Raw genomic sequence first — 24,686 nt, forward strand, 5'->3', positions numbered from 1 at the left:
AATGGCTACAATCTCGTCAGGTCCAATCGACAATACTGTGTTTGCCGGGCCAAGACCAACTCAGTCAGTTACTATCAGAATTGATAATGCCGATCCAGTCAATTCTTCAAATGTCCTGATCGAAGGATATGTTCTGGATGGAACACGTACGTTATATGTATTGGAATCTATTGTACTTGGCCCCAATGGAGTCTTCACCAAGAATTATTTTGCAAACCTGAATGGCTTTGAATTTGTTTTCACTACTGGTGGTTTGGCTGAGAGTCTAACGGAAATCTCGATGTGGGGTAAAAGTAACACCGGGCAATTGGTAGCTGCTCATCGACTGGTCACATCTGAATTGCTGGGTGCTGAAGGTGGTGGAACTCCCAACTTCCAGTGGGGACAGACAATCTACTGGGCTGATTCCAGCGCTCCAGGACCGGGTACCGGGTCACCTTTTGATCCCTTCAATTCCCTACAGGCTGCTATTGATGCTGCTACAAATAGTCCCCTTGCCGTCACTTTTGGCATGAGAGCCCGTCTGATTATTCTAATCGCTGGTAATTCATCGTTTGATGAAGATATTGTCATCCCACCTGCAAGACATGTACAACTTCTCGGCCTTGGTCCATGGCAACTGGGCAACTCTGATCTAGCCAACTTTGCTTCTTCCATCCCCCGTAATGTGACTATCCAGACTAGCCAGGCTGCAGAAGATGTCTATCTGGTTCAAGGACCTGCATTTGATGCTCGTCCTGTTACGGTTATAGGCACGTTTAATGACGGCACGTCCGTCAGCACACACACCAACTACACGGACGGTGCCATTATAAGTGGTAACGTTACTTTTCAGAATGTAGCTGTTGGTGACCCGTTTACAACCATCGAATTCCAATTGCTTAATGCCAGAGTTGTTGGAAATATTGTACAATCCGGTCATATGGGTAATCTGAACACGTACCTGTATCACAGTCGAATCAACACGATGATTCATAACGGTTTGAATATTCAACGGATGGTAGATAGTGCTTCAGACAGCACCATTAACGTCAGAGGATACTCCCACATTACCAATTCCACGATTAATGGCAATGTGACGGTTACACTCGCCTTGAGTGATGTCCCGCCAACAGGCATATTCAGCAGTCAATTTGGGACGATCACCTGGACAGGACCTTTAACGCTGGATGCCGCCTCCAACTATTATTTTGTGAACAGCGGATCTACACTTGTCGGAACCAAAACCGTATTATTCAGCATCGCTTAACACGCAATCCCTGTCCTTCATTGGCCGGGGATTTCTTATTTCGTAGCACATACGATGGATGCATCTTACCTGTCGGTTCATAGCATTCATCACCTGTATACTCGAATCCCAGCTTGATCAAGATGTGACGTGACACTTCATTATCCGGATGATGTCCGGCAAATAGTGCCTTCACGTTCTTTTCGTCAAACGCATAATTAATCACCGCCTGTGCAGCTTCCTGCGCATACCCTTTCCCCCAGTGATCCCTAGTTAGATGAAATCCCAGTTCATAGATATCCTCTTCTGGCGAATACGGACGCAGACCGCAGCAACCAACAAACACCTCCGATTCTTTCTCAAAGAACGGCCAATATTGCACCCCCACTTCCTTCTGCCTTTGAATCTCCTGTGTTAATCTCGCTTCTACTTCATCCTCACTCAGTGATCCATTACTGCTAATCCATTTGGCAACCTCATGATCACCCCACAGCGCAAACGCCAGTGCACGATCCCCTTCGTTCCAAGTCGCACATTCCAACCGTTTCGTATTAAATAAAATTGTTCTGTTCATCATCCACTAACCTCCTGTATGCCAACACCATTCTGCGTGCCGCCTATACCCTAAATTAATCGAATGACCGTCGGAGTAAACAAAATTTATAACTTTAACCCGTAATCCACTGAACTTTACTCCAATCCAGAGGGTTCCACAAAAAAAAAGAAAAACCCCTGTCGACAAGAATGTCCGACAGAGGTTCAACGAGTACATTACATCATTAGAAATCAGATGTTGCAATTTGAATCGTACCTGTAGATGCACCAGCTGCACTAGTCAATAACGCAGCTACGAGCAGCAAGTTTACAGACAGTGTAAGGCTGTTGCCGGCAGGGATCGAATACGTAATCACTGGTGCATTCACACGAGTAACAACCAAATCGACTGGGGACGGACCAAAGTTGTTAACCGTAATGCTTGCATTGGTTCCTCCAGCCAGATTCTCATAATAGGATTTGCCAACACTTGGAGCCAAATCATAAAACTGTTGTGGTAAAAGGATGGCCATTTGAAATCACCTCCTTTTGCTTTGATACGGTATTCTATGCTTGAAATCTAGTAAAGCAACGGTGAATTACCAGTGTCATAATGTCCAATTTTAATAGACTTCATAGATTGATAGACAACTGTACGCAAAAAGCCCCACCGGAGCGTCCGATGGAGCCAACTAAGTTTACTTTATATTACAAGTTTACTTACGCATACAGCATGAAGAAATTTAATTCATGACCTTGCTGCTTGAGATAGTTATACAGCTGCGAACGGTGATGGAACACATGTGTTAACGTTTCAATCTGCCATTGCGCCTGCAAATGACCATGTTCCATATAGAAAGCTTTGGTAGAGCGGTTTAAATAATCTTCTTCACTCAAACCTGTGATATATGCTTTGTAGGATTCAAAATTACTCCATAACGTTGCTTCCAGCTTCTCGATATCCTGGTTCCCAGACAGGCTATTCTCCACCAGCCCAACCTCGGCTTCACCTTTTTCCTGCATAATGGCAAGATCGGATGCGGTGATCTGGATAAAATGATGTACAAGCTCCACCAATGAACGCATATTCTCCTGTGGACGATAAGCCCAATCCTCCGAACGGATCAAGCGAATTAATGAAGCCCCCGTCCGTACGCCTGTTTCCAATTCAGTTAACAAATGATCCCGAATCTGCAATGTTCCATTCATATATGATGTCTCCCTTATTTTTTATTCTCACGATTTCAGTATAACTGAAGGTGCTATAGATCTATTGTACAAATCGGACAACATTCTGCCATGCTCTCTGGCTGCCGTCAACGGAGTCTCTCCATAAAACTTGCGAAATTGCCGAATCAGATGGGCTTGGTCAAAAAAACCATGATTCTGGGCTAGCATGGCCCAGTCTGCCGTGTTCCCCTGATGAATATCGCCCAGTACACGATGAAAACGAACCACCTCACTGAATCGCTTAGGGCTGATTCCAACCCATGTCAAGAACTTGCGATGCAGCTGCCGCTCACTGATCACTTCACGCATCGCCAGCTCCTGGACACTCAGACGTCCCCCATCCACAAAGATGCGGTGCAGCACATTTTTCATCAAATCATTCTCAGATGTGCTTGCCTGCACGGACAACGGACTCAAGTACGCATTCATAACCTCTACCCGTTCTGCAAAACTATTGGTTTCAGCCATCCGCTCCTGAAGCTCGTTCAGCCTCTCCGGCCAACATTCCTGAAGAGCAATTCGCTTATCCGTAAACCACTCCAGAGGCATGCCATGGAAGACATGCGCTCCACCTGGAAAGAACCGGACACCAAAGGTGTAATCTCCAGCGGGGAGACCCTCATCGGATGGCTCAGGTACAATGAACGGCTGTGTATAATTGCCACAGTAAGCATAGGTATGCACGGAACAGACCGGGTCGTATGTAATCAGCATATCCGTGCAACCATCCGGTAATACCCGGGCAGGTACAGTCTTCACCGATGGCTCTTGGCCTTCTCCCACAACACCCTTCTCATCTGTGTATGGAAGAGATCCTGATTCCCAATAACAGGCTACATAAGCCATTAAGCCGGGAGCGGGTATTTTCTCAACATAATAACTGTTAGAATACGTCCCATTCATCTGAATCGGCTTAAACAACGGGTGCAAGCTGTGATCCACGATGCAATCCTCCGATCACTAGAGTTGGTTACACATTATGTATTCATCTATCATACCATCAACCGAATAAATGAAGAAAAAAAGTGCCCTACCGGAGGACAATCCGATAGGGCCAGTCACACATCTATTTAACACGAGAAGGGGTTTACAAGACTTATCTTACCTTCGTAACCTTAATAGAAACTGAAATTGGGATGAAAAGAACATCAATTTTTCTAAAGCGTCTTGATCAGTATGGAAGCAATCAGCACGGATGCCGTTGTGACCGTTGTGAATCCACCCACCAGCATTGGTGTTAAAATCTCATCGAGGATGGCTTTGCGTTCATTTTCATCACGCCCAACTGAACGGCTTACTTCCTCACAGATAATGTAGTCCCCCGGAAAACCGAATAGTGCGGTCAGTGCTACAGGCAGACCCTTGAGCGGGTCCCATTTGAACAGCTTTGAACCAACAAATCCACCGATCAGTACCCCAACTACACCAACCGCGATAATGAACAACACCGGAATAATAGAACTAACCACCGCATCAAAAGTAATCGACTCCATACTTGTCATAACTACCACAATCAGACCTGTCATGGCAATTCCCGATGTACTTGCTTTATCCAGAATACGAGATGGGAACAGTCCGATCAGATGACCGAGGACACCAAGCAATAGAGCCCAGATACTGTAGCTAAGTCCGGTTACATTTCCCAGATAAATGGAGAGACTGCCCATAATGAACAAGAGCAACAGCAGAATAGGAGCGGTCTGGAATCGCTGTGGAAGGAATGTTTTGACATTCGCTTCTTTAATATTCACCTGTCCTTCCCCTGCAACCTTGTTCTCAAAAGCGCCCTGCTTCTGAAGTTTTAACGCGTATCTGCGCAACATATTGGTTGCGATCGGCATCCCCACGAGGGAATGAATACCCAGAATAACAGCCGGAATTGTAATCAGATGACCCAGGTTCATCTCCTGCAACTTCGTGGTTGTGATCAGATAAGAGATAATGCCTCCGACAACCGGACTTGATCCGGCAACAGCCGTAGGATAACCATAGATCGGTGATACAATTAACAGAATTAGACCTGTAGCCGTGAGTGATGCGAACAATGAGATTAGTATTGCTTTATATTGGGACCGTATTAATTTCAGCGGTATTAATGTCCCCATGTGTACAATCAGCGGAGCCACCATGAGAGCCCCGAACGCAGTCAGCGCAGAGCTGGAGACCACGCCTTTGGGAAATAAACCCGCCCAGTTCAGCAGCAAATATCCGATCAGAATAACAAGCAAGGACGGAATTCGCGCTTTGGACCAGATCGAAACCAATTCCCCTATAGCTAAAATAACAAGTAATACTGTGGCGATATATATCGGTTGACTAAACATGGTGGCTTCTCCCCATTCTCTTCATTCTCTTCCTTATTTCAAGCGTTCACCTGATAAATAGACCTGTTCGATATTCTCTGTGTTTTCGAGCAGTCCAATATCTGTCAACGGATTCACATTCAGTACCAGCAGATCAGCGGCTTTGCCAGGCTCAATCGTACCGATCTCCGCTTCCATCTGCATCGCTCTCGCCGCATCTCTTGTGGCAGCTACGATCGCTTCCATCGGCGTAAATCCAACATCTTCAACAAGCAATCGCAGTTCGAGCGCATTCCCGCCATGCTCAACAGGTGCACATGTGCAGAAATCTGTCCCTACTGCAATCGTTACGCCTGCCTTATGTGCGATAATCATGTTCTCAATATGCTCCTGATATACACTTTTGGCTTTGCGGATGCCAAATTCGGGAACACCGTATTTATGCCCTTCTTTGATGATCCGATGTACAATCGCCAACGTTGGAACCAGAACCGCCTTTTGATCCAGCATCATGCCAATGCCTTCTTCATCAATGTAGATCCCGTGTTCAATGGTGCGTACGCCCGCTTCCAGCGCATTTTTGATCCCTTGTGTACCTTGCGCATGTGCAGCCACATAAGACTGTACCGCTTCCGCTTCATACACAATTGCCTTCAGCTCATCCATGCGGAATTGTGACCAGCGAGGGTCATCTTTCTCTGAAAGTACCCCGCCTGTGGAACACACTTTAATGAAATCTGCCCCTTCACGGAACTGTGTGCGTGTTGCCTTAATGACTTCGGGAACGCCGTCACACACGGTGAACATATTCAGTTCCGTTGGAATCATATGAATATCTGCATGTCCACCCGTCTGCGAGAGCAGATGACGGGATGTTTTAATCCGCGGCCCCTTCACCACACCTTCCTTGATCAGATCACGAATGTATACAGCCACATGGCTACCCACATCCCTGACGGTTGTAAAGCCCGCGTTGATCAGCTTTGGCAGATCCTGAAGTGCTCTCCCCATTTGAAGTTCATTGGCTTCCAGCGCCACCGCAGCCATATTCAGATTTTTGGCCCCGTGTACATGGACATGGGCATCGATTAATCCGGGCATCACCGTTTTGCCTGTTACATCAACAAGCTTGGCATTTTCCGGAATTGGAACGGTTTCCTTCACACCCGCAGCTATGAATTTCCCGTTCTCAACCAGGACCACACTATCGGAAACAGGCTCTCCACCTTGTCCATCAATCAACAATGCACCTACAAAAGCAGTAATTTGGCTCATCTGTACTCCACCTCATTTTCAGACTTGGTTGCAAGTTCAACTATTTATATCTCTATTGCTGTACTACGATGAAATTGTATTGTGTTAAAGTTAATGACATTATATAAGTTGCAAATGTATAATGTCATTGTTGATATCAACAGCATTTTGATATTTATTATGGTGATATGCACAATACAGAATATAAATTACACAGCATAGTGAAGGTCATGTTATATATGCAAGCATTTTTCCACGTGAACACGAAAGGAGTACGTTTGTTATGATTCATGAAGCGGTTCGCTCATTTATGATTCAGGTCTTTGGATCTGCTCCATACGGAATCTGGATTAAGGATGAATACGATTTCCAGTGGAATAACTGGCTGCGCGAAGGAGAAATACCTGAATATACAGATCAAGAACAGCTCGAGTCATCCTGGAGGATTCTCAGGTATACGTTTGATTTTTTGTCCAATATCAACATTCGTGTGGTGATCGATACCCAGAAGCAACTCACCCTGCTACAGAGTGAACGTCTGGAGTCTTTGATTCGGGAAGGGCTGTTGAAACAGCAGATTGAGATGGAACGTGCGCACAATGATCGATGGTTGACCGGACTGCGGGAGCTGACCTGTTCTCTGGAGTTGAACGACTTGTTATTCAAAATCATGGAGAATGCGCTGCATGTCATCCCCTCTCTGTCCTGCGGACTGTTCATGATGGTTGATCCGGATTCTGGCAAGATGATTCCTAGAGCCAAGGTCGGTTTTCAAGATAGTGTGTATCAGTATCAGGGGGAGCTGGATGAAGGCATTACGGGAAAGGTATACGAGGAAGGCATTGGCCGAATGTATAGCACACCGGATGATGCCTTTAAGGATATGGGCAATGTGAGTCAGGAGAATGCGGATATCATTGTAAGTTCACTGCCTGACGGTATTATGGCAAAAGGACTCATCGCCGTTCCCGTGACCATGAACACCCACAAAATCGGGGTAATGCTGGTGTACCAATTTGAACAAAACAGACGATTTGCCCCACATGATCTGAACGTAATGCAAGGGTTTGCGGATCAGGCAGCCATTGCCATCTCCAATGCCACCATGTATTCAGAACTGCTTGAAACAAATCGTTATCTCGTTAGCCGCAATGAAATCCATAATCAATTCACGGCACTTTCCATTGAACATGTGAGCCTCGGACATATCATTGAGACGGTTGGATCGATGCTGAAGCTTCCCACCTATTATGTGGACATGGCCAGAAATGACTGGTACCCGCTCCTCCCGGAAAGTGTCTTGTTAAGTGAGCTTGATATCTATACCGCTTTAGATAGTCAGTTTAACCCCATCACCTTATCCGGTGGAGCTGATCATAGCGATTATTACCTGTATCCCATTGTGAATGGATCTCTGGTGCTGGGCTGTTTTGCCATCCAGTTAGATCATCCGTTAGGTCAGTTGGATCATGTGATTTTGGAGCAAGGTGGGGCTATTGTGATGCTGGAGATGGTGAATACCTACTCACTCACCGAGATGTCTTATCGGAAAAACCATGATTTTTTCAGCGATCTCGTGCAATATCGAGAACCACAGCAGTTGGAGGCACGACTTTCCAGCTTTCATTTGCCAGCCCATCAGTCCTTGTTCGTCTCACAATTGCAGCTCTATGGGGAACATCCTGATATGAAAACAACTGAAAATTGGGTGCGCAAGTTGATCGGATTTATCGAAAAGGAACTAGGCACCCGTGAACATCTATTGTTCAGTGCACATCACAAAATTACGATTTTGGCTGCTGCATCCGAGCCCAAGGTCAGACACTGGATCATCAGCAGGCTGGAAACGGCTGTGGAGAAATGGACCACCTCCAAAACTCCTGCCCTATCCATAGGTATCGGCGGACTTTATCAAGGGCTTGAGTATGTGTCCAAAAGCAATGACGAGGCTACACGCTCGTTGTCCTTTTTGCTGAAACAAAACAAAGCGGGCATGCTGCTCTACGAAGAAATCGGGATCAATCGGCTGTTTCTGAATCAGGAACCGTCTGATATAGAGAACTACATTCATGAAATTCTGTCCCCTCTTCAACAGCAAAAATCAGGAGAGCTTGAACTCACACTCAAAACCTATATTGCTGCGAATCGATCGGTGCAAGCCACAGCAGAACGTCTGCATATTCATACCAACACGCTGTATCTGCGCCTGCGCAAAATAGAGGAAATTCTAGGTGTAGATCTGAATGATTCCGAAGGTTGGATGAAAGTGTATCTGGCATGTCATTTAAGTGAAGTGTACTCTGTTGCGCCTACCGCAAGTGGCGCACTGAAATTGTAACTCCATCAACTCAGTCCATGCAGTTTGCGAAAACGTTCCGGACTCATGCCTGTATGCCTTTTGAACATCGCACAGAAATAACTGGCGTTCTCGTAACCCACCCGATCAGCAACTTCATATATTCGGAGCTCTCTCTCACTGAACATGAGCTGTTTGCTCCGATTGATCCGTTCCTGGTTCACATAGAATACAGGTCTGGTATGAAGTGCCTTCTGAAATAGCCTGCACAGATACTGAGGAGACACAACAGCCACATCAGCCAGTTCCTTCAGCGAAAGTGAACGATCCAGATGCTCTGCGATATAACGCAGCACAGGCTTCAAACGCTCCAATTCATCATTATAATTGGCGGATTCGATGAGCAGCGGCTTCAGATCCAGCAGCAGTGCATATAATTGTTTGGAGCATTCCACATCGTAATCTGCGTAATCCGTTGTATCCCCATTTTCTCCTCTAACCAGAAGTTGCTCCAGGCCACGCAGCAGCGTGGCTGTTCTGAGTCTGCATACCCGTGAACCGGTTATCCCCGCATAAGATAATAACTGACTGGCCTCTCTCCCCTGAAACGAGACCCAAGCCAGCTCCCAGCGGTCACTGATGGGCATATATCGATGAGGGACATCAGGATACAGAAAGAAAACGTCACCCGGTCCGACGATATACTCGTCTTCTTGTATAATCAGTCTCCCCTGACCACGTATAATCTGGTGAATCTGATAATCCGGGAATCCTTCCGGTCGCTCGGTTTCATATTGGTGTTCCCAGTAACCAACCGTAGTCATATAGATCGGCAGACGAGCAGCTTCTTCTGTTTTACCAAAAAAAATCCGGGTATCCATCCAGTACACCACTTTCTCCATCGTTAGTTTCATATTGTGATATATATGGGCAATATTCTTTATTCTCTAAGTCATCATTCAATTCTATAATGACAATATTATAACATTTCAGAAGGAGTTGCTGTTATGCGAAAGAAACTGGTATACACCCCTCCGGCCAATGGATACCCGGAATGGAACAACAATCCCGAGACTTTTCAAGTAGGCCGTCTACCCGCACATGCGTCTATGGTAGCGTTTCCAAATGTAGCGGAAGCATTATCCAATGAATCCAGCGCATCGCCATGGTACGCATCACTGAATGGTCAGTGGAAGTTTGCCTTTGCGGAGACACCGGAGCAACGGATTTCATCCTTTTATGAGAACAACTATGATGCCAGTGACTGGGACGAGATCGCCGTTCCTTCCAACTGGCAGCTACAAGGTTACGATTATCCCCAATATACGAATATGACGTATCCGTGGGTCGAGCGTGAGCCTGAATTAAAGCCCCCCTTTGCACCAACGACTTATAATCCGGTGGGTTCGTACATCCGTACGTTTACTGTTCCTGCAGACTGGAAAGACCGGCCTGTCCTGCTGCACTTTGAGGGCGTTGAATCCGCCTTCTATGTATGGGTTAACGGGGAGCTCGTCGGTTATAGCGAGGATACGTTCACACCCGCAGAATTCGATATCACTGCATATCTGACGGAGGGTGAAAACAAGCTGGCTGTGGAGGTATATCGCTGGTGTGATGCGAGCTGGCTGGAGAATCAGGATTTCTGGCGGCTAAGCGGCATATTCCGTGGTGTATACCTGCATTCACCTTCACCTGTTCAGATCGCCGATTTCTTTGTTCGCACTGAACTGGATGATGCCTATCAGGATGCGGAGCTACTGCTGGATGTGAAATTATACAATCATAATGCTGGGCAGGCTATTGCCGGATTGTCTGTTCAGGCACAGCTCTATGATGCACAACAGCAGACTGTATTGACCCAGCCACTTACTGAAGCCGTTACGTTCCAGGATGAGGATGAACTTTCATTCCAGTTGTCAGCAGAGGTTATGAAGCCGCTTCTATGGAGCGCCGAGTCCCCTCATCTATATACACTTGTGCTGTCCATTCAGAATGAATCGGGCGAAACGTTGGAAGCGGTTCGCAGCCGGATTGGATTCCGCAAGTTTGAACTGAAGGACGGCTTAATGCAAATCAACGGCAAACGCATTGTATTCAAAGGCGTGAATCGTCATGAATTTTCACCGGATACCGGTCGGGCCATTGGTCGGGAAGACATGATCCGTGACATTGAGCTGATGAAGTCCTATAACGTTAACGCCGTGCGCACATCCCACTATCCGAATCAGTCACTCTGGTACGAACTGTGTGATGAATATGGTCTCTACGTCATTGATGAAACGAATCTGGAGACTCACGGTACGTGGTACTATGGGCAAAAGGAAATGAATGAGAACAACATCCCGGCAGGTAAGCCTGAATGGCGTAACAACGTCATCGATCGCTGTAACTCGATGTTCCAGCGGGACAAAAACCATCCGTCCGTTATTATCTGGTCTCTGGGTAATGAATCCTTCGGCGGCGATAACTTCATCGCCATGTACGATTATCTGAAACAAGTCGATCCAACCCGTCTCGTTCATTATGAAGGGACTTTCCATTATCGTCCTTCTGATTCGGCAAGCGACATTGAATCGACGATGTATATCAGCCCACAAGATGTGGAGCAATACGCACGCATGAACGGTCCGAAGAAACCTTATATTATCTGCGAATACAGCCATGCCATGGGTAACTCCTGCGGCGGTCTGCATCTGTATTGGGAATTGTTCGATAAATATGATGTGTTGCAAGGTGCATTCATCTGGGACTGGGTCGATCAGTCCATCCGTACTACGACGGCAGACGGTGTAGAATATTTCGCTTATGGCGGAGATTTCGGTGAATCCCCTCATGATGGCAATTTCTGCGGAAACGGACTCATTCTGGCTGATAAGACGGTTACGCCGAAGCTGGAAGAAGTGAAGAAATGTTATCAGAACGTTCGTATGGAAGCCATTGATGTGAAAGACGGCCTGCTGCGCATCCGCAACCAGTTCCTGTTCACGGATCTGAGCGACTATTCGCTAGTATGGACAGTAACACATGATGGCGTATCCGTAGAGAACGGTTCGTTGGACATCGCGGTACCTCCAGGGGAATCGACTGAAGTCCGCATCCCTTACACCCCATCTTCCGATCTGTTCAAGGAAGTAGTGCTGACTGTATCTCTGGTTACGAAAGTTGCAACCAAATGGGCAGGAACAGGTCATGAGATTGCCTGGGATCAGTTCGTGGTATCTCCACGATTGCGTCCAATCCAACCGGTACACCAAGGACAGGGTAATGAGCTACATGTTCAGAGTGTGCAAGATGAATTGAAAGTAGCTACAGGCCAAGTCACGTTGAGCTTCAACCCGGCTACTGGGGCGTTAACTTCGTATCAGATCCATAATCAGGAGCAATTGCTGGCACCTGTCCGCCCGAATTTCTGGCGAGCCATGACAGACAATGATATGGGGAACCGCCTGAATGAGCGCTCCGCCTTCTGGAGGGATGCTCACACTACCAGCAGATTAATTCGCTTCGAGCACCACACAGACGAACAAGGTATTCTCGTGACGACCGATTATACGTGGGATTCACATCCGGGATGTACGCTGTCTATCACGTACCGAATTGATCCGGATGGCGTATTGGAATTCAACCAAACCCTTGTTCCAGGCGAAGGCTTACCTGATCTACCAGAGTTCGGTATGCTGATGCAACTGAGTAACAGTCTGGATACAATCTCTTGGTACGGCAGAGGGCCACACGACAACTACGCAGACCGTCTGACCAGTGCACGTCTCGGCTATTACACAGGTACGGTTGCGGATCAATTCGTTCCATACCTGAAACCACAAGAGTGCGGAAATAAAACCGATGTACGTTACGCTGAAATTACGTCAGCAGATGGTCCAAGTGGTTTGCATATTGAAGCCACCATCCCATTTGAAATCAATGCGTTGCCGTGGACACCTGAGGAACTCGAAGCCAATGACCATGTGTATAAATTGCCTCAGAGCACGCAGACCGTGGCACGTATCAATTACAAACAAATGGGTGTCGGTGGGGATGACAGTTGGGGCGCACGTACCCATGCTGAGTACACCTTGCCAGCCAACCGTGCGTATCACTTCACCTTTACCGTAAGACCTGTATAACATCAAGCAAGCACTGCTGGCAGTATGCCGGCAGTGCTTTTTTTATTCATACAACCTTACATTATTGAAAGATTCGTGAAAGATAGATACATAGGAGTTACAACCAACATTGATTATACTTTAAACCAACAAGAGGCTGACAATGAACATTAAATAAATGGAGGGTTTACAAATGGATTTAATACAGATTATAGGCAGAATATTGCCGATCTTAGCTATTGCATTGGCTGCGGGAGTTGTTGTAATCGGTATTACTTATTCCGTATATATTGCATATAAAAAAAGAGGGGGTAAACGAAGCATAACCCGCAGGCAATTTATAGCGTCATTTTTGCTCTTGGGTTGGTTTGTCATTGTCATGACTTTAACTACATTTAGCAGAGGAGCTCATTATGAGGGTTGGATCAATTTAGAGCTATTCAGTGGCTATATAAGTGCATGGAATCAATGGTCGTTGAGCGAATTTCAGCTCATCATTTTTAACATGTTGATGTTCGCACCACTCGGTTTCATACTTCCGCATATCGGAATGAAAACGCGTCACGTTAAGCCCGTGCTACTCATATCGCTGTTGGTAACGTTGGGTATTGAAATTTTTCAAATGAGCACCGGCAGGGGAATATTTGAACTTGATGATATTCTACATAATACACTAGGTAGTATGGCAGGATATTTGTTGATGAGAGCGATCCTCGACAGTGTTGAGCAAAGAAAGATCACCTTAAGATCCCTATGGAAGGCACTCTGCATACCACTAGTTTTTACGATGCTTTTTTCCAGTGCTTTTATCATTTATCACAACAAAGAACTTGGTAATCTCTCCATACGTCCAGCTATTTCTCAAAATATGAATCAAGTCGAAGTAACGCTTAACACAAGGCTACCGGATGAGGCCGAGAAAGTATCTCTTTATCGCAGTAGTGAAATTCACAACCTGGAATATGCCAAACGAGTTGCCTCTCTAATGAAAGATTATTTTGAATTACATCAGAAAGGTAACATATCTATTGATGGATACAACCGAATTTGGACTTTTCTTGACAATGCGGGAACAGAATATACATTTAATTATGACGTCAGCAGAGGCACATGGTCGCTGGCATCTAATATCGAAGCAAGCACTCCAGTAGAGCCGGAAGATTTAATCAAACAAGGACAAGAGTACGGCAGTTGGTTGACTCAGAATGACTTATTGCCTAAGAAAGCGATATTCAGCACGCAAAATGGAGACACGGTTCGATGGGATATCGAAAAAACAGTTACAGATATCGCGAAGGGTGACAGTGATTATGATACCGGACTAATTATCATTGTCCCATCAGCAGAACCTATGATTCCTCAGAATTTATTATACTTTATGAATAAAAATATTTATGTGCGAGTGGTTGATATTATCAGTCCGGCTGAGGCATACGAAGAAATTCCCAAGGGAAACTTTTATATCTATAACAGCTTAAAGAAAGGAGACAAACTAAATGTGAACAAGTATGAATTGACTTACACGTATGATTCGAAAGGTTATTATCAGCCAGTTTATCGATTCGAAGGAGAGATCAATGGAGAGCATTGGGATGCTTTGATCCCAGCAGTAATGAATTGATCTCAGCTTCTGCCTGCCTTGATGTATGAGTTTGAAGTTTTTCATGAGAACATTATAATAAATGGGGTGCTTGAACGATGAAATTATTTTGATTACGAGGTGAGAATTTGCAATATCTGTTTACCGCTCTTTTAATTCTTGGTTTCATTACTTTCTTGGGATTTCTTGTTCTGATGATTTTATCTATGCGCAAAGGTAATGGGTTGCCGATCAAATACATTTTTTTAACAACGGCCTGTTTTGCCATTGCTTCAATTGGGTTGTATGGCATGATGACTTTATCTTCGAACTCAGCTCAGTCTGGAGAAGATCAGCCCCCTTCATCTCAGATCGAACTTTCTGGCCTTCAAATGACTACGGATGAATTTCAAAACAAGTTTAATGGTGCCGTGGGCAAATACCGACTGAACGGGCTGAGTATTACCCGCTTGGCTATACAAGACTCTTCGGAGCAAGGCAGTGGTGCTTTCGAGTATATATTTAATGACGAATTGCGTTTGGTTGGTTTATTGAATGCAGATCAGAGCATACAGGAAATCAGCTTATTCGCGACTGGTGACCCGCGCCAACCAACAGGTGGAATTCTGTTAACCGCGATCGCCACACTCATTCTCACAACCCATAGTGAGTACACGTATAATGATGCACAAGATGTCATTCAGGATATCGGTCTATTGGATCGCGATGTGAATCAGCTTGATTTTGATGGTGCGACGGTTCGAAATGGATTGGAATATCGCTTCAGCATTCAGGATAATAATCACTCGACTTTTAAAATAACTGTTGCGGAGTAAGACGCAATTGTGAAAAGGCCGCTCCCTGAAGGAACGGCCTAATGCATGATATGTACATAGAGATGATTCAGTGATGGCCACTCAACCATGATGAACACCTCCACTATGCGAGATTTACTCAAAAGTTACAGTCTCGCTTTGATTGTTCCAACTCATTTTATAGGTAATCGGGTCTTTGGTTTTCTCCGCCTCAGTAACCGTTCCCGACATACTGAACGGTACCCCTTGTTCTTCAAGCACTTTCCCCTGTTGACCTATCTTGTGTATCGATCCATGTCATCGATCGCAGACTGGTGCTCTCTTCTATGGTGGTCTTCATGCTGACGAACGTCATTCTTTAACTTGGCTAAGAATCCCCAGCCCATAAAGGCAAGTAACAGCACCGTAATCAGTGCATATGCAAAGCTATATAGATTCATGAAGAAGTTGATAAAAGTTGCAGCGAGCATCAAGCCTAGAATCCACAATGTCCACTTTGTACCCTTTCTCAAAACATTTCCTCCTCCTTTAGAGTGAATTCCCGAATCATTTATAAGCATCCGTTCGCAGAGAAACATCTAATGTGCCAGACATCCCTTGCGCAGAAGAGGTACTCACATAATACCCACCTGTTGATAACGCTTTATGACTATAATATGTATGCTCTTTTCCATCTTCCGGGATACTGCCAGACATGATCTTGGCTCCACTAGTTGATCCTTCATTGATCGTAAACGTGAAGTGTTTCGAACCCTTGTTTTTAAAACTCACTTTAACATAACTAAATCCTGCCGGAACATCAAACCGATGTGTATTTGTAGTACCTGCGAAATCCTCACTATTGATTACTGTTAATGTCGTTGATGGAGTACTCCTAGGTTCATTTGCTTTTACTAATCTCTCTTCAGAATGGGAAGTATAATTGTAGATTAAGATGATAACCGCAGCAGAAACAAGAACTGTTACTACCATCTTTCTAATATGCTTCATCATATATGACCTCCACATCTCAACACTAACCTTCATCATACAACTCTAAATATCCCCTAGGCAATAGGAATCAGACATATAAGGTAAATGCTAGTTAATTTGATTATGAGAATATTCAACAACACAAAAACCACTCCTTAATAATTCCTAAGAAGTGGTTTTTGTAATTTGTAACAGTGACTGCTTCGCAAATTCTTGTCACATCATAACGAGAATTCGCTCTGCCAGGCACATGATGCTTTAAAGGTTTTTACACCTTTATTACATCATGCCGCCCATTCCACCCATGCCGCCCATGTCAGGCATTCCGCCGCCAGCACCTGCTGGTTCTGGTTTGTCAGCGATAACTGCTTCAGTCGTCAGGAACATTGCCGCTACGGAAGCAGCGTTTTGCAATGCATAACGAGTTACTTTTGCAGGGTCAACGATACCAGCTTCGATCATGTTAACCCACTCGCCAGTTGCAGCGTTGAAGCCAATTCCTGTTTGTTCTTTTTTCAGACGTTCCACGATTACGGAACCTTCTTCGCCAGCGTTAGCTGCGATTGTGCGGATTGGTGCTTCCAGAGCACGCAGGACGATGTTTACGCCTGTTTGCTCGTCACCGGACAGAGCTACAGCCGCAACCGCGCTATATACGTTCATGAGCGCTGTACCACCACCGGATACGATACCTTCTTCAACCGCAGCGCGAGTTGCGTTCAGGGCATCTTCGATGCGAAGTTTGCGTTCTTTCAATTCTGTTTCAGTAGCCGCACCAACTTTGATTACTGCTACACCGCCGGACAATTTAGCCAGACGCTCTTGCAGTTTCTCTTTGTCGAACTCGGAAGTTGTTTCTTCCAGTTGTGTACGGATTTGGCTAACACGTGCATCGATATCGGATTTGTTACCAGCACCGTCAACGATGATTGTGTTTTCTTTGGTTACACGGATTTGACGAGCTGTACCCAGTTGTTCCACAACAGCGGATTTCAGGTCCAGACCCAGTTCTTCCGTGATCAATTGGCCACCAGTGAGGGCAGCGATGTCTTGCAGCATTGCTTTACGACGGTCACCGAATCCTGGAGCTTTAACAGCTACAGCATTGAATGTACCACGCAATTTGTTCACAACCAGCATAGCCAGTGCTTCGCCTTCGATATCTTCAGCGATCAATACCAGCGGTTTGCCTTGTTGAACGATTTTCTCAAGCAATGGCAGGATATCTTGCGTGCTGGAGATTTTTTTGTCTGTGATCAAGATGTACGGATTGTCCAAAACAGCTTCCATTTTGTCCGTATCAGTAATCATGTAAGGAGAGATGTATCCACGGTCGAATTGCATACCTTCAACCACTTCAAGCTCTGTAGCGAATCCTTTGGATTCTTCTACTGTGATTACGCCATCTTTACCTACTTTTTCCATAGCTTCAGCGATCAGTTCGCCTACTTCTTCGTCCGCTGCAGAGATTGCTGCAACTTGTGCGATGGATTGTTTGGAATCGATTGGTTTGGAGATGGATTGCAATTCAGCAACCGCAGCTTTAACCGCTTTGTCGATCCCTTTACGGATACCGATTGGGCTAGCGCCTGCAGTTACGTTTTTCAGACCTTCTGTGATCAGCGCTTGCGCGAGTACAGTTGCTGTTGTAGTACCGTCACCGGCAACATCGTTCGTTTTCGTTGCTACTTCTTTAACCAGTTGTGCACCCATGTTCTCGAATGCATCTTCCAGTTCGATTTCTTTGGCAATGGTTACACCATCGTTAGTGATGAGCGGGCTTCCGAATTTTTTCTCCAGAACCACGTTGCGGCCTTTAGGACCGAGTGTTACTTTTACTGCATTAGCCAATGCGTCCACACCACGAAGCATGGAACGACGAGCGTCTTCACTGAATTTAATGTCTTTAGCCATGTTAAGAAAACCTCCCTAGTTTTTGTTGGAAAATGGTCGTGCTATATGGTTCGGTTATCCGATTAAATTTGAATTAGTCGAGAATCGCGTGAATATCGCTCTCTTTCATAATCAAATATTCTTTACCTTCGAATTTGATTTCTGTACCGGCATATTTGGAGAAAATAACGCGATCTCCTTCTTTCACTTCCAGAGCTACACGTACGCCGTCTTTCAATACTCCAGCACCAACTGCAATGATTCTACCCTCTTGCGGTTTTTCTTTGGCGGAGTCCGGGAGTACGATCCCGAAAGAAGTTGTTTGCTCTTGCTCCAGTGGTTCTACCAATACGCGTTCACCTAAAGGTCTGATCATGAAAAATAGCCTCCTTTTGAAATTATATAACGTTACATTGTAGGTTGTAGCCATATGTATTAGCACTCGACAGTGTTCAGTGCTAACAACCAACTTTATGATACTCAACTTGAAGCATGATTTCAAGTCCTTTTGACGAATTCCTGCGAGAATTTACGTTGAATTTACACGAACATAACCAAATTACACCCGCTGCGCCTGGTTATATGTTGCAATTCACTAATCTTATTCTACGAAATTGTTTAGCCCTTCTGCAACGTTAGCAGACAGTCCCTTTCCCATTGTATCCATTGTTGAACATAATATGCCTGCTTGTCCTGTCGTGTTGGTCGGCAGTCTACAGAAATAGCCCGGATAAGAACATACCGTCTTTTCCGGGCACATGACAGATCATCCTCATTCACACACATACCAGTCATATACCAGCCATGAATGAGATAACCTGTGATCCATTTTGATACCATCTTATGTTTTAACCCGCATGTTTCTTATCCTCGGCACGAACGTATCGGGATTCGATCTCTTCATCGGCTACAAGCTGCTTGCGGTACACAATTGCGGATAATAACACACTGATCTCATATAACAGGAGCAAGGGAATCATCACCAGCAGATCGGAAATAAAGTCCGGAGGTGTAATGACCACAGCAATGAAGATCAGAACAAAATAAGCAACTCTGCGCATCTTGCGAAGACGAATGGGATTCAGAATCCGCAGTCCTGTCAGAAACATAATCAGTAAAGGAAGTTCGAATAACAGGGACACAGGCAGCACAATGCCAAACAGGAAGCTGAAATACTGTTTCATCCCGTAGGTCTCCACAAGCCCCATCTTTTCCGTAATTGCTGTTGTGAAGGCGAGTGCCATCGGAAATATAACATAATACGAAAAAGCCATCCCTATAAGAAATAACAGAAATACATAGGGCACATACTTCAGGGTTGCTTTTCGCTCACGCGGTTTTAGCCCCGGACTAACAAACTTCCAGATCTGATACACCGTAAACGGCAGCGTAATAATAAGCGAAAACAAACCGGCAATCTTCATGTAGATGCCAATCCCGTCCCAGAACGAGAAGGCATGTAATACAAAACCTTTTGCCGAGTCTGACTTGGTCAGATATTGGTATACCGGGTCCGCTACAAAAAATCCTGCAATAAGTCCCAGCACAAAAATAACTAATACGTAGATCAGCCGCTTCCGCAGCTCACTCAGATGTTCCGTCATCGACATTTCTTCCATTTGCTGCGTCATGCCTGCCCCCCCATTGTTGCCAGCTTAAAATACAAAACCCTTCCGGCAGGAAGGGATTTCTCTTTCATTGCCGCCCGAGATTATTCCGGCAGGCGTTTATCAGCAGGCTTGTCTGCAGGCTTGTCTGCAGGTGTGCTCTCAGCCGCCAGCGGTTTCGCCTTCTCCTGCTCTTTGCGATTGGACGAGTCATCCTCAGATATAATCTCGCGAGCGCCCTCTTTGAATTCACGGAAGGTACGCCCAACTGCACGTCCCAGTTCCGGAAGTTTGTTGGGTCCAAACAACAACAATGCAATCACGGCCAGCAAAATAAAACCCGTTGGTCCAATGGAACTAAACATTGATATTCCTCCTCGTCTCAAGCTTCGAAGATGCACATACTCGGCCAGATGTTCATAGATGTCTCTGCTGCGTTCTTGATTTAAGCCCATCATACCATAGATGTAACCACTTACATAACCCGCAAAATTCACAAATAAGAGTTGTCACTCTAATAATCTAACAACGGTTCATGGCCCAACGCATATCTTGTTCCACAGTCCGTACCCGCTTATTGCTTGAACTGACCCGTAACCATCAGCAGCGCTTCCGGAAGCTGATCCATAATGGCAGCCAGATGTTCGTGCACACCCTTTGGTGTACCCGGCAGATTGACAATCAGCGTGCGCCCACGAATGCCACATACCCCGCGGAAGAGCATTGCAGAACGGTTTTTGCTCATTACACTGTACCGCATGGCCTCTGCCATCCCAGGAACTTCCCGTTCAATCACGCGCCGGGTCGCTTCCGGAGTAATATCACGAATGGCCAGCTCCGTGCCACCGGTCGTAAGAACCAGATCGGCGTGAAAATAATCCGTCATCTCAATCAAAGCCGCAATAATCTCATCGGGTTCGTCCGGAACGATACGGTACTCCACGATTTGACCACCCAGCTCTTCTTCCACCAGCTCCCGAATGACTTGTGCACTCGTATCCTCACGTTCCCCGCGGGCTCCTTTGTCACTGGCTGTCAGGATTGCTGTTCTCCACACCATAAAGATCACCCTTCTCCTCTATGAAAATAAATATTGCCTATCGGCTGTAATCACCGTTTTTGCCACCACTCTTGGAATTCAGCATGGTTGGACCGATAATCATATCTTTTTGCATGGCCTTGCACATGTCATAGACCGTCAGTGCTGCAGCCGAGGCAGCCGTGAGTGCCTCCATCTCAACACCCGTTTTGCCTTCGGTTTTGACAGTAACTTCAATGTGTAATTCATCCACTCCGTTATCATGAAAACGAATATCCACACCCGTCAGTGCCAGCGGATGGCACATCGGAATCCAGTCCGACGTTTTCTTCGCACCTTGAATTCCGGCAATCTGAGCTACAGCCAGAACATCACCTTTGCCGATTCGACCCTCCCGAATTGCTTCCAGTGTATCTGGATTCATCGTCACCTTGGTTACGGCCACAGCCGTACGTACGGTAATTTCCTTACCCGAAATATCAACCATCCGGGCCCGCCCCTGTTCATTAAAATGGGTCAGTTTGCCACCCGAAGTCTGGCCGTTGTTCACTTCTGAACTCAATCACATCACAACCCTTTATTCGATATGTAATATACCTTCGGTTGTTATCAACAGATCCATTCGCAGATCGAGCAGGTCCATCGGGATCTCCTCCTGTAGCTGACCCGGCAATACCATCGCCGCCATCAACGGTTTCTTGCCCGTCATCGCACATGTGGCTGCAAGCTTCTCGGCAAAACGATCATAATAACCGCCACCATAGCCAATGCGCCCTCCATGTAGATCATAACCAAGCCCTGGTACCCATACGAGATCGATATCCGGCCAATCTTCAGGCTTCAGGACCTCACAGGAATCCTTGGGTTCTGGTATCCCCCATATGCCTGGCTCCAGATCCCGTTCTCCGGTCACTCGCCGCAGCTCCATTCGAGGTGGATTCGCCAACACTTTCGGTGCAAACATCACATCTCCATGATTCCAGCCCTCTTGAAACAGAAATGCTGTGGACGCTTCGCTTCCATAGGACAAATAACTGAATATAACGAGTGGTCTGTTCACGACCTTCCTCTTGGCCTGTCTAAGGCGCTCCAGCTCCCGCTTCGCTCCAGCGTTAATCTTAGTCATTGCCCGCTGACGTATGCTCTCATCCATCAGATCACGGCTCTGTCTCAGTCTGGATCGAAGCTGGCTTTTCAGTTCCGCATGATCCTGCATATCCTTGAATAACCTCCTGTTGATAGGGAAGGTAAAAAAGCTCTCATTAAAAACAATTTATATGTTATGACCAGTTGTCATCTTGTTGAAATGGTTAAAATGATTCATTTTCTGCAAAATCCTCATGTAATAACATGCCTTCTTTCAGTTTATCATTGATTGATCAAAAAGACTACATGCCCCATGCGTTCCCAATCGGTGCAATTGCTCTGTATTTCATGTAAACTGGGATATAGTTGTCATATCAAGAACTGGACCTATGGAGGAACTTAATTTTATGCTGCTGCAAGTATCCGGAATTATCAAACGTTTTGGTGTCGATCCAATCCTGGACGGCGTGAACTTACAAATATTAGAACGCGAGCGCATCGGCCTTGTTGGTGTAAACGGTGCAGGAAAATCCACTTTGCTCAAAATTGTAGCCGGTGAAATGTCTTATGACGGAGGACAGATCTTCAAATCCAAAGAAACGACGCTTGGTTACCTGGCCCAGAACAGCGGGCTGCAATCCGATCGCACCATCTGGGAAGAAATGATGAACGTGTTCGCTCACCTGACACAGGCTGAAGCCGATCTGCGTCAGATGGAACGCGATATTGCCGACCCTGCCCAGATGGAAGACGAGAAAAAGTACGCGGACCTGCTGGAACGTTATGCAAAACGCTCCGACTGGTTCAAAGACCATGGCGGTTATGAGATGGAAACCCGCATTCGCAGCGTCCTGCACGGGATGGGATTCGGCGAATTTTCGCCAGACACCCCCATCGCTACGCTGAGCGGCGGGCAGAAGACACGCCTTGCGCTTGCTCGCATTTTGCTTCAGGCACCCGATCTGCTCATGCTGGACGAGCCTACCAACTATCTCGATATCGCCACCCTTACTTGGTTGGAAGATTATCTGAGAGGATATTCAGGCGCACTGCTCGTCGTATCCCATGACCGGTATTTCCTCGATCGGCTCGTAACAACCATCGTAGAGATCGAACGACATCGCTCCAAAAAATATACGGGCAATTACAGCCGTTATATGGAACTCAAAGCTGCCGAATATGAGACGCAGATGAAGCAATACGAGAAACAACAGGGTGAAATCTCGAAGATGGAGGATTTTGTCCAGAAAAATATTGTACGTGCCTCAACGACCAAACGGGCTCAAAGCCGCCGCAAGGCCCTCGACAAAATGGAGCGCCTGGATAAACCGATGGGCGATTTGAAAAAAGCCCATTTTTCCTTCGAAACCGCCGTGATGTCTGGCAAGGAAGTGCTTCGTGTGGATCAGCTGTCTGTCGCTTATGACGAGGCTTCTCCATTGTTCCGCAATGTATCCTTTGATCTGCGGCGCGGGGAAACCGTTGCCCTGATTGGTCCAAACGGTATTGGTAAATCCACCATGCTGAAGTGTCTCACCGGAAGTTTACGTCCGGTAACCGGGGACATCCAGTGGGGAACAAAAGTACAGATTGGCTATTATGATCAGGAACAGACCGGGCTCAATCCGTCCAACACGGTTCTGGAAGAACTGTGGAGTGCCTATCCCGGGATGGAGGAAGCACGGATTCGGACCGTCTTGGGGAACTTTTTGTTCAGCGGTGACGATGTGCTCAAGAAAATCTCCTCCCTCAGCGGCGGTGAGAAAGCACGTGTCTCTCTCTCCAAGTTGATGCTGAAGGAAGCCAACATGCTCATTCTGGATGAGCCTACGAACCATCTCGACCTGTTTGCCAAAGAAGTGCTGGAAGCTGCATTAATGGATTATGAAGGCACCCTGCTGTTCATCTCCCATGACCGGTATTTCCTCAACAAAATGGCTGAACGGATTGTTGAGCTTCATCCGGGTGGAACGGAACACTATCTTGGAAATTATGATGATTATGTGGAGAAAAAACAGGAGCTTGAGGACATCGCACGTGAAGCTGCTGAGGCACGTCAGGCTTCATCCAAGAACTCGTCCAAATCCGATCTGAGTACAGCCACAACTGAAAAATCCGGTGCGGCTTCTTTCGAAGCGGAAAAACAGGCAAAGCGTGAAGAGCGTAATCGGCAACGCAAGCAGGAAGCTCTGGAACAACAGATTGCGGAACTGGAAACGAAGATTACAGAGCTTGAGGAGCAGATGGCTCTGCCCGAAATTTATCAGGATTATATGAAGCTGCAAGAACTCCAGCAACAATCGGAGGAACGCAAGGCAGAGCTCACCAAGGCATACGAGGATTGGGAAGAGCTAGCTATGGAATAGTATGAACTCAGACCCCAGCGGCTTGATCGCGTCCATACATGTAAAGTTTTACCTCCGGCTGATTCCTTATTGGGATCAGCCTTTTGTTTGTTGAGATTGAACTCTAACATACGGAGGTCGGGGGACATGTTTTGCTTTTGTCAAATTTACTCGAATGAGGAAAAATATTTTCGAATGCCTGCCCCTCTTATTTATCCACAGCAAAGCAAGATAGCAAGCACCTTAATACGCTTAATTATACAGCGGTAGAATAGACTTTTTCACACAAAAACCATATTTATCCACTAAGTTATGCACATTATCCACAACTTTGTGGATAGTAAGGAGTTATTCTATCCCCTAAATCCTTTTCTTTCCGAAAACTATACTGGTTTGACT

General features: G+C 46.0%; 22 protein-coding genes. 6 read left to right on the forward strand and 16 right to left on the reverse strand.

The window, feature by feature from the left end:
• Nucleotide 1: 1 nt before the first annotated feature.
• On the forward strand, nucleotides 2-1,249 hold the full coding sequence (locus tag ACE3K2_RS04350; RefSeq protein WP_421887151.1) for a hypothetical protein: 1,248 nt from the start codon (nucleotides 2-4) through the stop codon (nucleotides 1,247-1,249).
• On the opposite strand, the gene ACE3K2_RS04355 is transcribed toward ACE3K2_RS04350, so the two are convergent.
• The 6 genes from ACE3K2_RS04355 to ACE3K2_RS04380 form a co-directional block, all read right to left on the reverse strand.
• Nucleotides 1,236-1,805 carry a GNAT family N-acetyltransferase gene (locus tag ACE3K2_RS04355; RefSeq protein WP_421887154.1) on the reverse strand — a complete coding sequence of 190 codons (570 nt, stop codon included), beginning with the start codon at nucleotides 1,803-1,805 and terminating at the stop codon, nucleotides 1,236-1,238. The genes ACE3K2_RS04350 and ACE3K2_RS04355 overlap by 14 nt on opposite strands.
• Before the next feature lie 202 nt (nucleotides 1,806-2,007).
• On the reverse strand, nucleotides 2,008-2,295 hold the full coding sequence (locus ACE3K2_RS04360) for a hypothetical protein (RefSeq protein ID WP_421887158.1): 288 nt from the start codon (nucleotides 2,293-2,295) through the stop codon (nucleotides 2,008-2,010).
• A gap of 187 nt (nucleotides 2,296-2,482) precedes the next feature.
• Nucleotides 2,483-2,971, reverse strand: a complete 489-nt coding sequence (locus tag ACE3K2_RS04365; protein WP_421887161.1) for a DinB family protein — start codon at nucleotides 2,969-2,971, stop codon at nucleotides 2,483-2,485.
• Between the two features lie 27 nt (nucleotides 2,972-2,998).
• Nucleotides 2,999-3,934 (reverse strand): helix-turn-helix domain-containing protein, encoded by a 936-nt coding sequence (locus ACE3K2_RS04370; RefSeq protein ID WP_421887164.1) that lies wholly within the window; start codon nucleotides 3,932-3,934, stop codon nucleotides 2,999-3,001.
• A gap of 215 nt (nucleotides 3,935-4,149) precedes the next feature.
• On the reverse strand, nucleotides 4,150-5,316 hold the full coding sequence (locus ACE3K2_RS04375; protein ID WP_421887167.1) for a hypothetical protein: 1,167 nt from the start codon (nucleotides 5,314-5,316) through the stop codon (nucleotides 4,150-4,152).
• 33 nt (nucleotides 5,317-5,349) lie between these two features.
• Complete coding sequence (locus ACE3K2_RS04380; protein ID WP_421887170.1) at nucleotides 5,350-6,570, reverse strand: amidohydrolase family protein; 1,221 nt, start codon at nucleotides 6,568-6,570, stop codon at nucleotides 5,350-5,352.
• Between the two features lie 262 nt (nucleotides 6,571-6,832).
• On the opposite strand from ACE3K2_RS04380, the gene ACE3K2_RS04385 reads away from it, so the two are divergent.
• The gene (locus ACE3K2_RS04385; RefSeq protein WP_421887173.1) at nucleotides 6,833-8,887 is read left to right on the forward strand and encodes a helix-turn-helix domain-containing protein; all 2,055 of its coding nucleotides are present in this window, start codon (nucleotides 6,833-6,835) and stop codon (nucleotides 8,885-8,887) included.
• A 5-nt stretch (nucleotides 8,888-8,892) separates the two neighbouring features.
• Here the strand turns inward: ACE3K2_RS04385 and ACE3K2_RS04390 are convergent, their stop codons facing one another.
• Nucleotides 8,893-9,747, reverse strand: coding sequence for an AraC family transcriptional regulator (locus tag ACE3K2_RS04390; protein ID WP_421887176.1), 855 nt, complete (start codon nucleotides 9,745-9,747; stop codon nucleotides 8,893-8,895).
• A gap of 105 nt (nucleotides 9,748-9,852) precedes the next feature.
• On the opposite strand from ACE3K2_RS04390, the gene ACE3K2_RS04395 reads away from it, so the two are divergent.
• The 3 genes from ACE3K2_RS04395 to ACE3K2_RS04405 all read left to right on the forward strand — a co-directional run bounded on the left by ACE3K2_RS04395 (nucleotide 9,853) and on the right by ACE3K2_RS04405 (nucleotide 15,366).
• A complete protein-coding gene (locus ACE3K2_RS04395) occupies nucleotides 9,853-12,972 on the forward strand; it encodes a glycoside hydrolase family 2 TIM barrel-domain containing protein (protein WP_421887179.1) in 3,120 nt (1,039 codons plus the stop codon).
• Nucleotides 12,973-13,144: 172 nt separating this feature from the next.
• Nucleotides 13,145-14,572 carry a VanZ family protein gene (locus ACE3K2_RS04400; protein WP_421887182.1) on the forward strand — a complete coding sequence of 476 codons (1,428 nt, stop codon included), beginning with the start codon at nucleotides 13,145-13,147 and terminating at the stop codon, nucleotides 14,570-14,572.
• A 173-nt stretch (nucleotides 14,573-14,745) separates the two neighbouring features.
• Nucleotides 14,746-15,366 carry a hypothetical protein gene (locus ACE3K2_RS04405; protein WP_421887184.1) on the forward strand — a complete coding sequence of 207 codons (621 nt, stop codon included), beginning with the start codon at nucleotides 14,746-14,748 and terminating at the stop codon, nucleotides 15,364-15,366.
• A 254-nt stretch (nucleotides 15,367-15,620) separates the two neighbouring features.
• Here ACE3K2_RS04405 and ACE3K2_RS04410 read toward each other — a convergent pair whose 3' ends face one another.
• The 9 genes from ACE3K2_RS04410 to ACE3K2_RS04450 form a co-directional block, all read right to left on the reverse strand.
• Nucleotides 15,621-15,857, reverse strand: a complete 237-nt coding sequence (locus tag ACE3K2_RS04410; protein ID WP_421887187.1) for a hypothetical protein — start codon at nucleotides 15,855-15,857, stop codon at nucleotides 15,621-15,623.
• Between the two features lie 34 nt (nucleotides 15,858-15,891).
• Nucleotides 15,892-16,338 (reverse strand): hypothetical protein, encoded by a 447-nt coding sequence (locus tag ACE3K2_RS04415; RefSeq protein WP_421887190.1) that lies wholly within the window; start codon nucleotides 16,336-16,338, stop codon nucleotides 15,892-15,894.
• A gap of 258 nt (nucleotides 16,339-16,596) precedes the next feature.
• Nucleotides 16,597-18,231 carry a chaperonin GroEL gene (gene groL, locus ACE3K2_RS04420; RefSeq protein ID WP_036611259.1) on the reverse strand — a complete coding sequence of 545 codons (1,635 nt, stop codon included), beginning with the start codon at nucleotides 18,229-18,231 and terminating at the stop codon, nucleotides 16,597-16,599.
• 73 nt (nucleotides 18,232-18,304) lie between these two features.
• Complete coding sequence (gene groES, locus ACE3K2_RS04425; RefSeq protein WP_017690077.1) at nucleotides 18,305-18,586, reverse strand: co-chaperone GroES; 282 nt, start codon at nucleotides 18,584-18,586, stop codon at nucleotides 18,305-18,307.
• A gap of 472 nt (nucleotides 18,587-19,058) precedes the next feature.
• Nucleotides 19,059-19,841 (reverse strand): twin-arginine translocase subunit TatC, encoded by a 783-nt coding sequence (tatC, locus tag ACE3K2_RS04430; RefSeq protein WP_421887194.1) that lies wholly within the window; start codon nucleotides 19,839-19,841, stop codon nucleotides 19,059-19,061.
• Nucleotides 19,842-19,921: 80 nt separating this feature from the next.
• Nucleotides 19,922-20,182 carry a twin-arginine translocase TatA/TatE family subunit gene (gene tatA / locus ACE3K2_RS04435; protein ID WP_421887197.1) on the reverse strand — a complete coding sequence of 87 codons (261 nt, stop codon included), beginning with the start codon at nucleotides 20,180-20,182 and terminating at the stop codon, nucleotides 19,922-19,924.
• A 209-nt stretch (nucleotides 20,183-20,391) separates the two neighbouring features.
• Nucleotides 20,392-20,877 carry a MogA/MoaB family molybdenum cofactor biosynthesis protein gene (locus ACE3K2_RS04440; protein ID WP_017690080.1) on the reverse strand — a complete coding sequence of 162 codons (486 nt, stop codon included), beginning with the start codon at nucleotides 20,875-20,877 and terminating at the stop codon, nucleotides 20,392-20,394.
• A 37-nt stretch (nucleotides 20,878-20,914) separates the two neighbouring features.
• Nucleotides 20,915-21,418 (reverse strand): cyclic pyranopterin monophosphate synthase MoaC, encoded by a 504-nt coding sequence (moaC, locus tag ACE3K2_RS04445; RefSeq protein ID WP_421887200.1) that lies wholly within the window; start codon nucleotides 21,416-21,418, stop codon nucleotides 20,915-20,917.
• Between the two features lie 15 nt (nucleotides 21,419-21,433).
• The gene (locus ACE3K2_RS04450; RefSeq protein ID WP_421887202.1) at nucleotides 21,434-22,072 is read right to left on the reverse strand and encodes a 5-formyltetrahydrofolate cyclo-ligase; all 639 of its coding nucleotides are present in this window, start codon (nucleotides 22,070-22,072) and stop codon (nucleotides 21,434-21,436) included.
• A gap of 277 nt (nucleotides 22,073-22,349) precedes the next feature.
• On the opposite strand from ACE3K2_RS04450, the gene ACE3K2_RS04455 reads away from it, so the two are divergent.
• Nucleotides 22,350-24,308: an ABC-F family ATP-binding cassette domain-containing protein gene (locus tag ACE3K2_RS04455; RefSeq protein WP_421887205.1), complete on the forward strand. Its 1,959-nt coding sequence runs from the start codon at nucleotides 22,350-22,352 to the stop codon at nucleotides 24,306-24,308.
• The last annotated feature ends 378 nt before the right edge of the window (nucleotides 24,309-24,686 follow it).

The sequence above is a fragment of the Paenibacillus sp. genome (genome assembly GCF_048976745.1).
GTDB lineage: Bacteria > Bacillota > Bacilli > Paenibacillales > Paenibacillaceae > Paenibacillus.

What these genes read in the sequence shown, in the direction of transcription:
- ACE3K2_RS04350 (WP_421887151.1), top strand. Translation starts at nt 2, where the DNA reads ATGGCTACAATCTCGTCAGGTCCAATCGACAATACTGTGTTTGCCGGG.
- ACE3K2_RS04355 (WP_421887154.1), bottom strand. Translation starts at nt 1,805, where the DNA reads ATGATGAACAGAACAATTTTATTTAATACGAAACGGTTGGAATGTGCG.
- ACE3K2_RS04360 (WP_421887158.1), bottom strand. Translation starts at nt 2,295, where the DNA reads ATGGCCATCCTTTTACCACAACAGTTTTATGATTTGGCTCCAAGTGTT.
- ACE3K2_RS04365 (WP_421887161.1), bottom strand. Translation starts at nt 2,971, where the DNA reads ATGAATGGAACATTGCAGATTCGGGATCATTTGTTAACTGAATTGGAA.
- ACE3K2_RS04375 (WP_421887167.1), bottom strand. Translation starts at nt 5,316, where the DNA reads ATGTTTAGTCAACCGATATATATCGCCACAGTATTACTTGTTATTTTA.
- ACE3K2_RS04380 (WP_421887170.1), bottom strand. Translation starts at nt 6,570, where the DNA reads ATGAGCCAAATTACTGCTTTTGTAGGTGCATTGTTGATTGATGGACAA.
- ACE3K2_RS04385 (WP_421887173.1), top strand. Translation starts at nt 6,833, where the DNA reads ATGATTCATGAAGCGGTTCGCTCATTTATGATTCAGGTCTTTGGATCT.
- ACE3K2_RS04390 (WP_421887176.1), bottom strand. Translation starts at nt 9,747, where the DNA reads ATGGAGAAAGTGGTGTACTGGATGGATACCCGGATTTTTTTTGGTAAA.
- ACE3K2_RS04395 (WP_421887179.1), top strand. Translation starts at nt 9,853, where the DNA reads ATGCGAAAGAAACTGGTATACACCCCTCCGGCCAATGGATACCCGGAA.
- ACE3K2_RS04400 (WP_421887182.1), top strand. Translation starts at nt 13,145, where the DNA reads ATGGATTTAATACAGATTATAGGCAGAATATTGCCGATCTTAGCTATT.
- ACE3K2_RS04405 (WP_421887184.1), top strand. Translation starts at nt 14,746, where the DNA reads ATGATTTTATCTATGCGCAAAGGTAATGGGTTGCCGATCAAATACATT.
- ACE3K2_RS04415 (WP_421887190.1), bottom strand. Translation starts at nt 16,338, where the DNA reads ATGATGAAGCATATTAGAAAGATGGTAGTAACAGTTCTTGTTTCTGCT.
- groL (WP_036611259.1), bottom strand. Translation starts at nt 18,231, where the DNA reads ATGGCTAAAGACATTAAATTCAGTGAAGACGCTCGTCGTTCCATGCTT.
- groES (WP_017690077.1), bottom strand. Translation starts at nt 18,586, where the DNA reads ATGATCAGACCTTTAGGTGAACGCGTATTGGTAGAACCACTGGAGCAA.
- tatC (WP_421887194.1), bottom strand. Translation starts at nt 19,841, where the DNA reads ATGACGCAGCAAATGGAAGAAATGTCGATGACGGAACATCTGAGTGAG.
- tatA (WP_421887197.1), bottom strand. Translation starts at nt 20,182, where the DNA reads ATGTTTAGTTCCATTGGACCAACGGGTTTTATTTTGCTGGCCGTGATT.
- ACE3K2_RS04440 (WP_017690080.1), bottom strand. Translation starts at nt 20,877, where the DNA reads ATGGTGTGGAGAACAGCAATCCTGACAGCCAGTGACAAAGGAGCCCGC.
- ACE3K2_RS04450 (WP_421887202.1), bottom strand. Translation starts at nt 22,072, where the DNA reads ATGCAGGATCATGCGGAACTGAAAAGCCAGCTTCGATCCAGACTGAGA.
- ACE3K2_RS04455 (WP_421887205.1), top strand. Translation starts at nt 22,350, where the DNA reads ATGCTGCTGCAAGTATCCGGAATTATCAAACGTTTTGGTGTCGATCCA.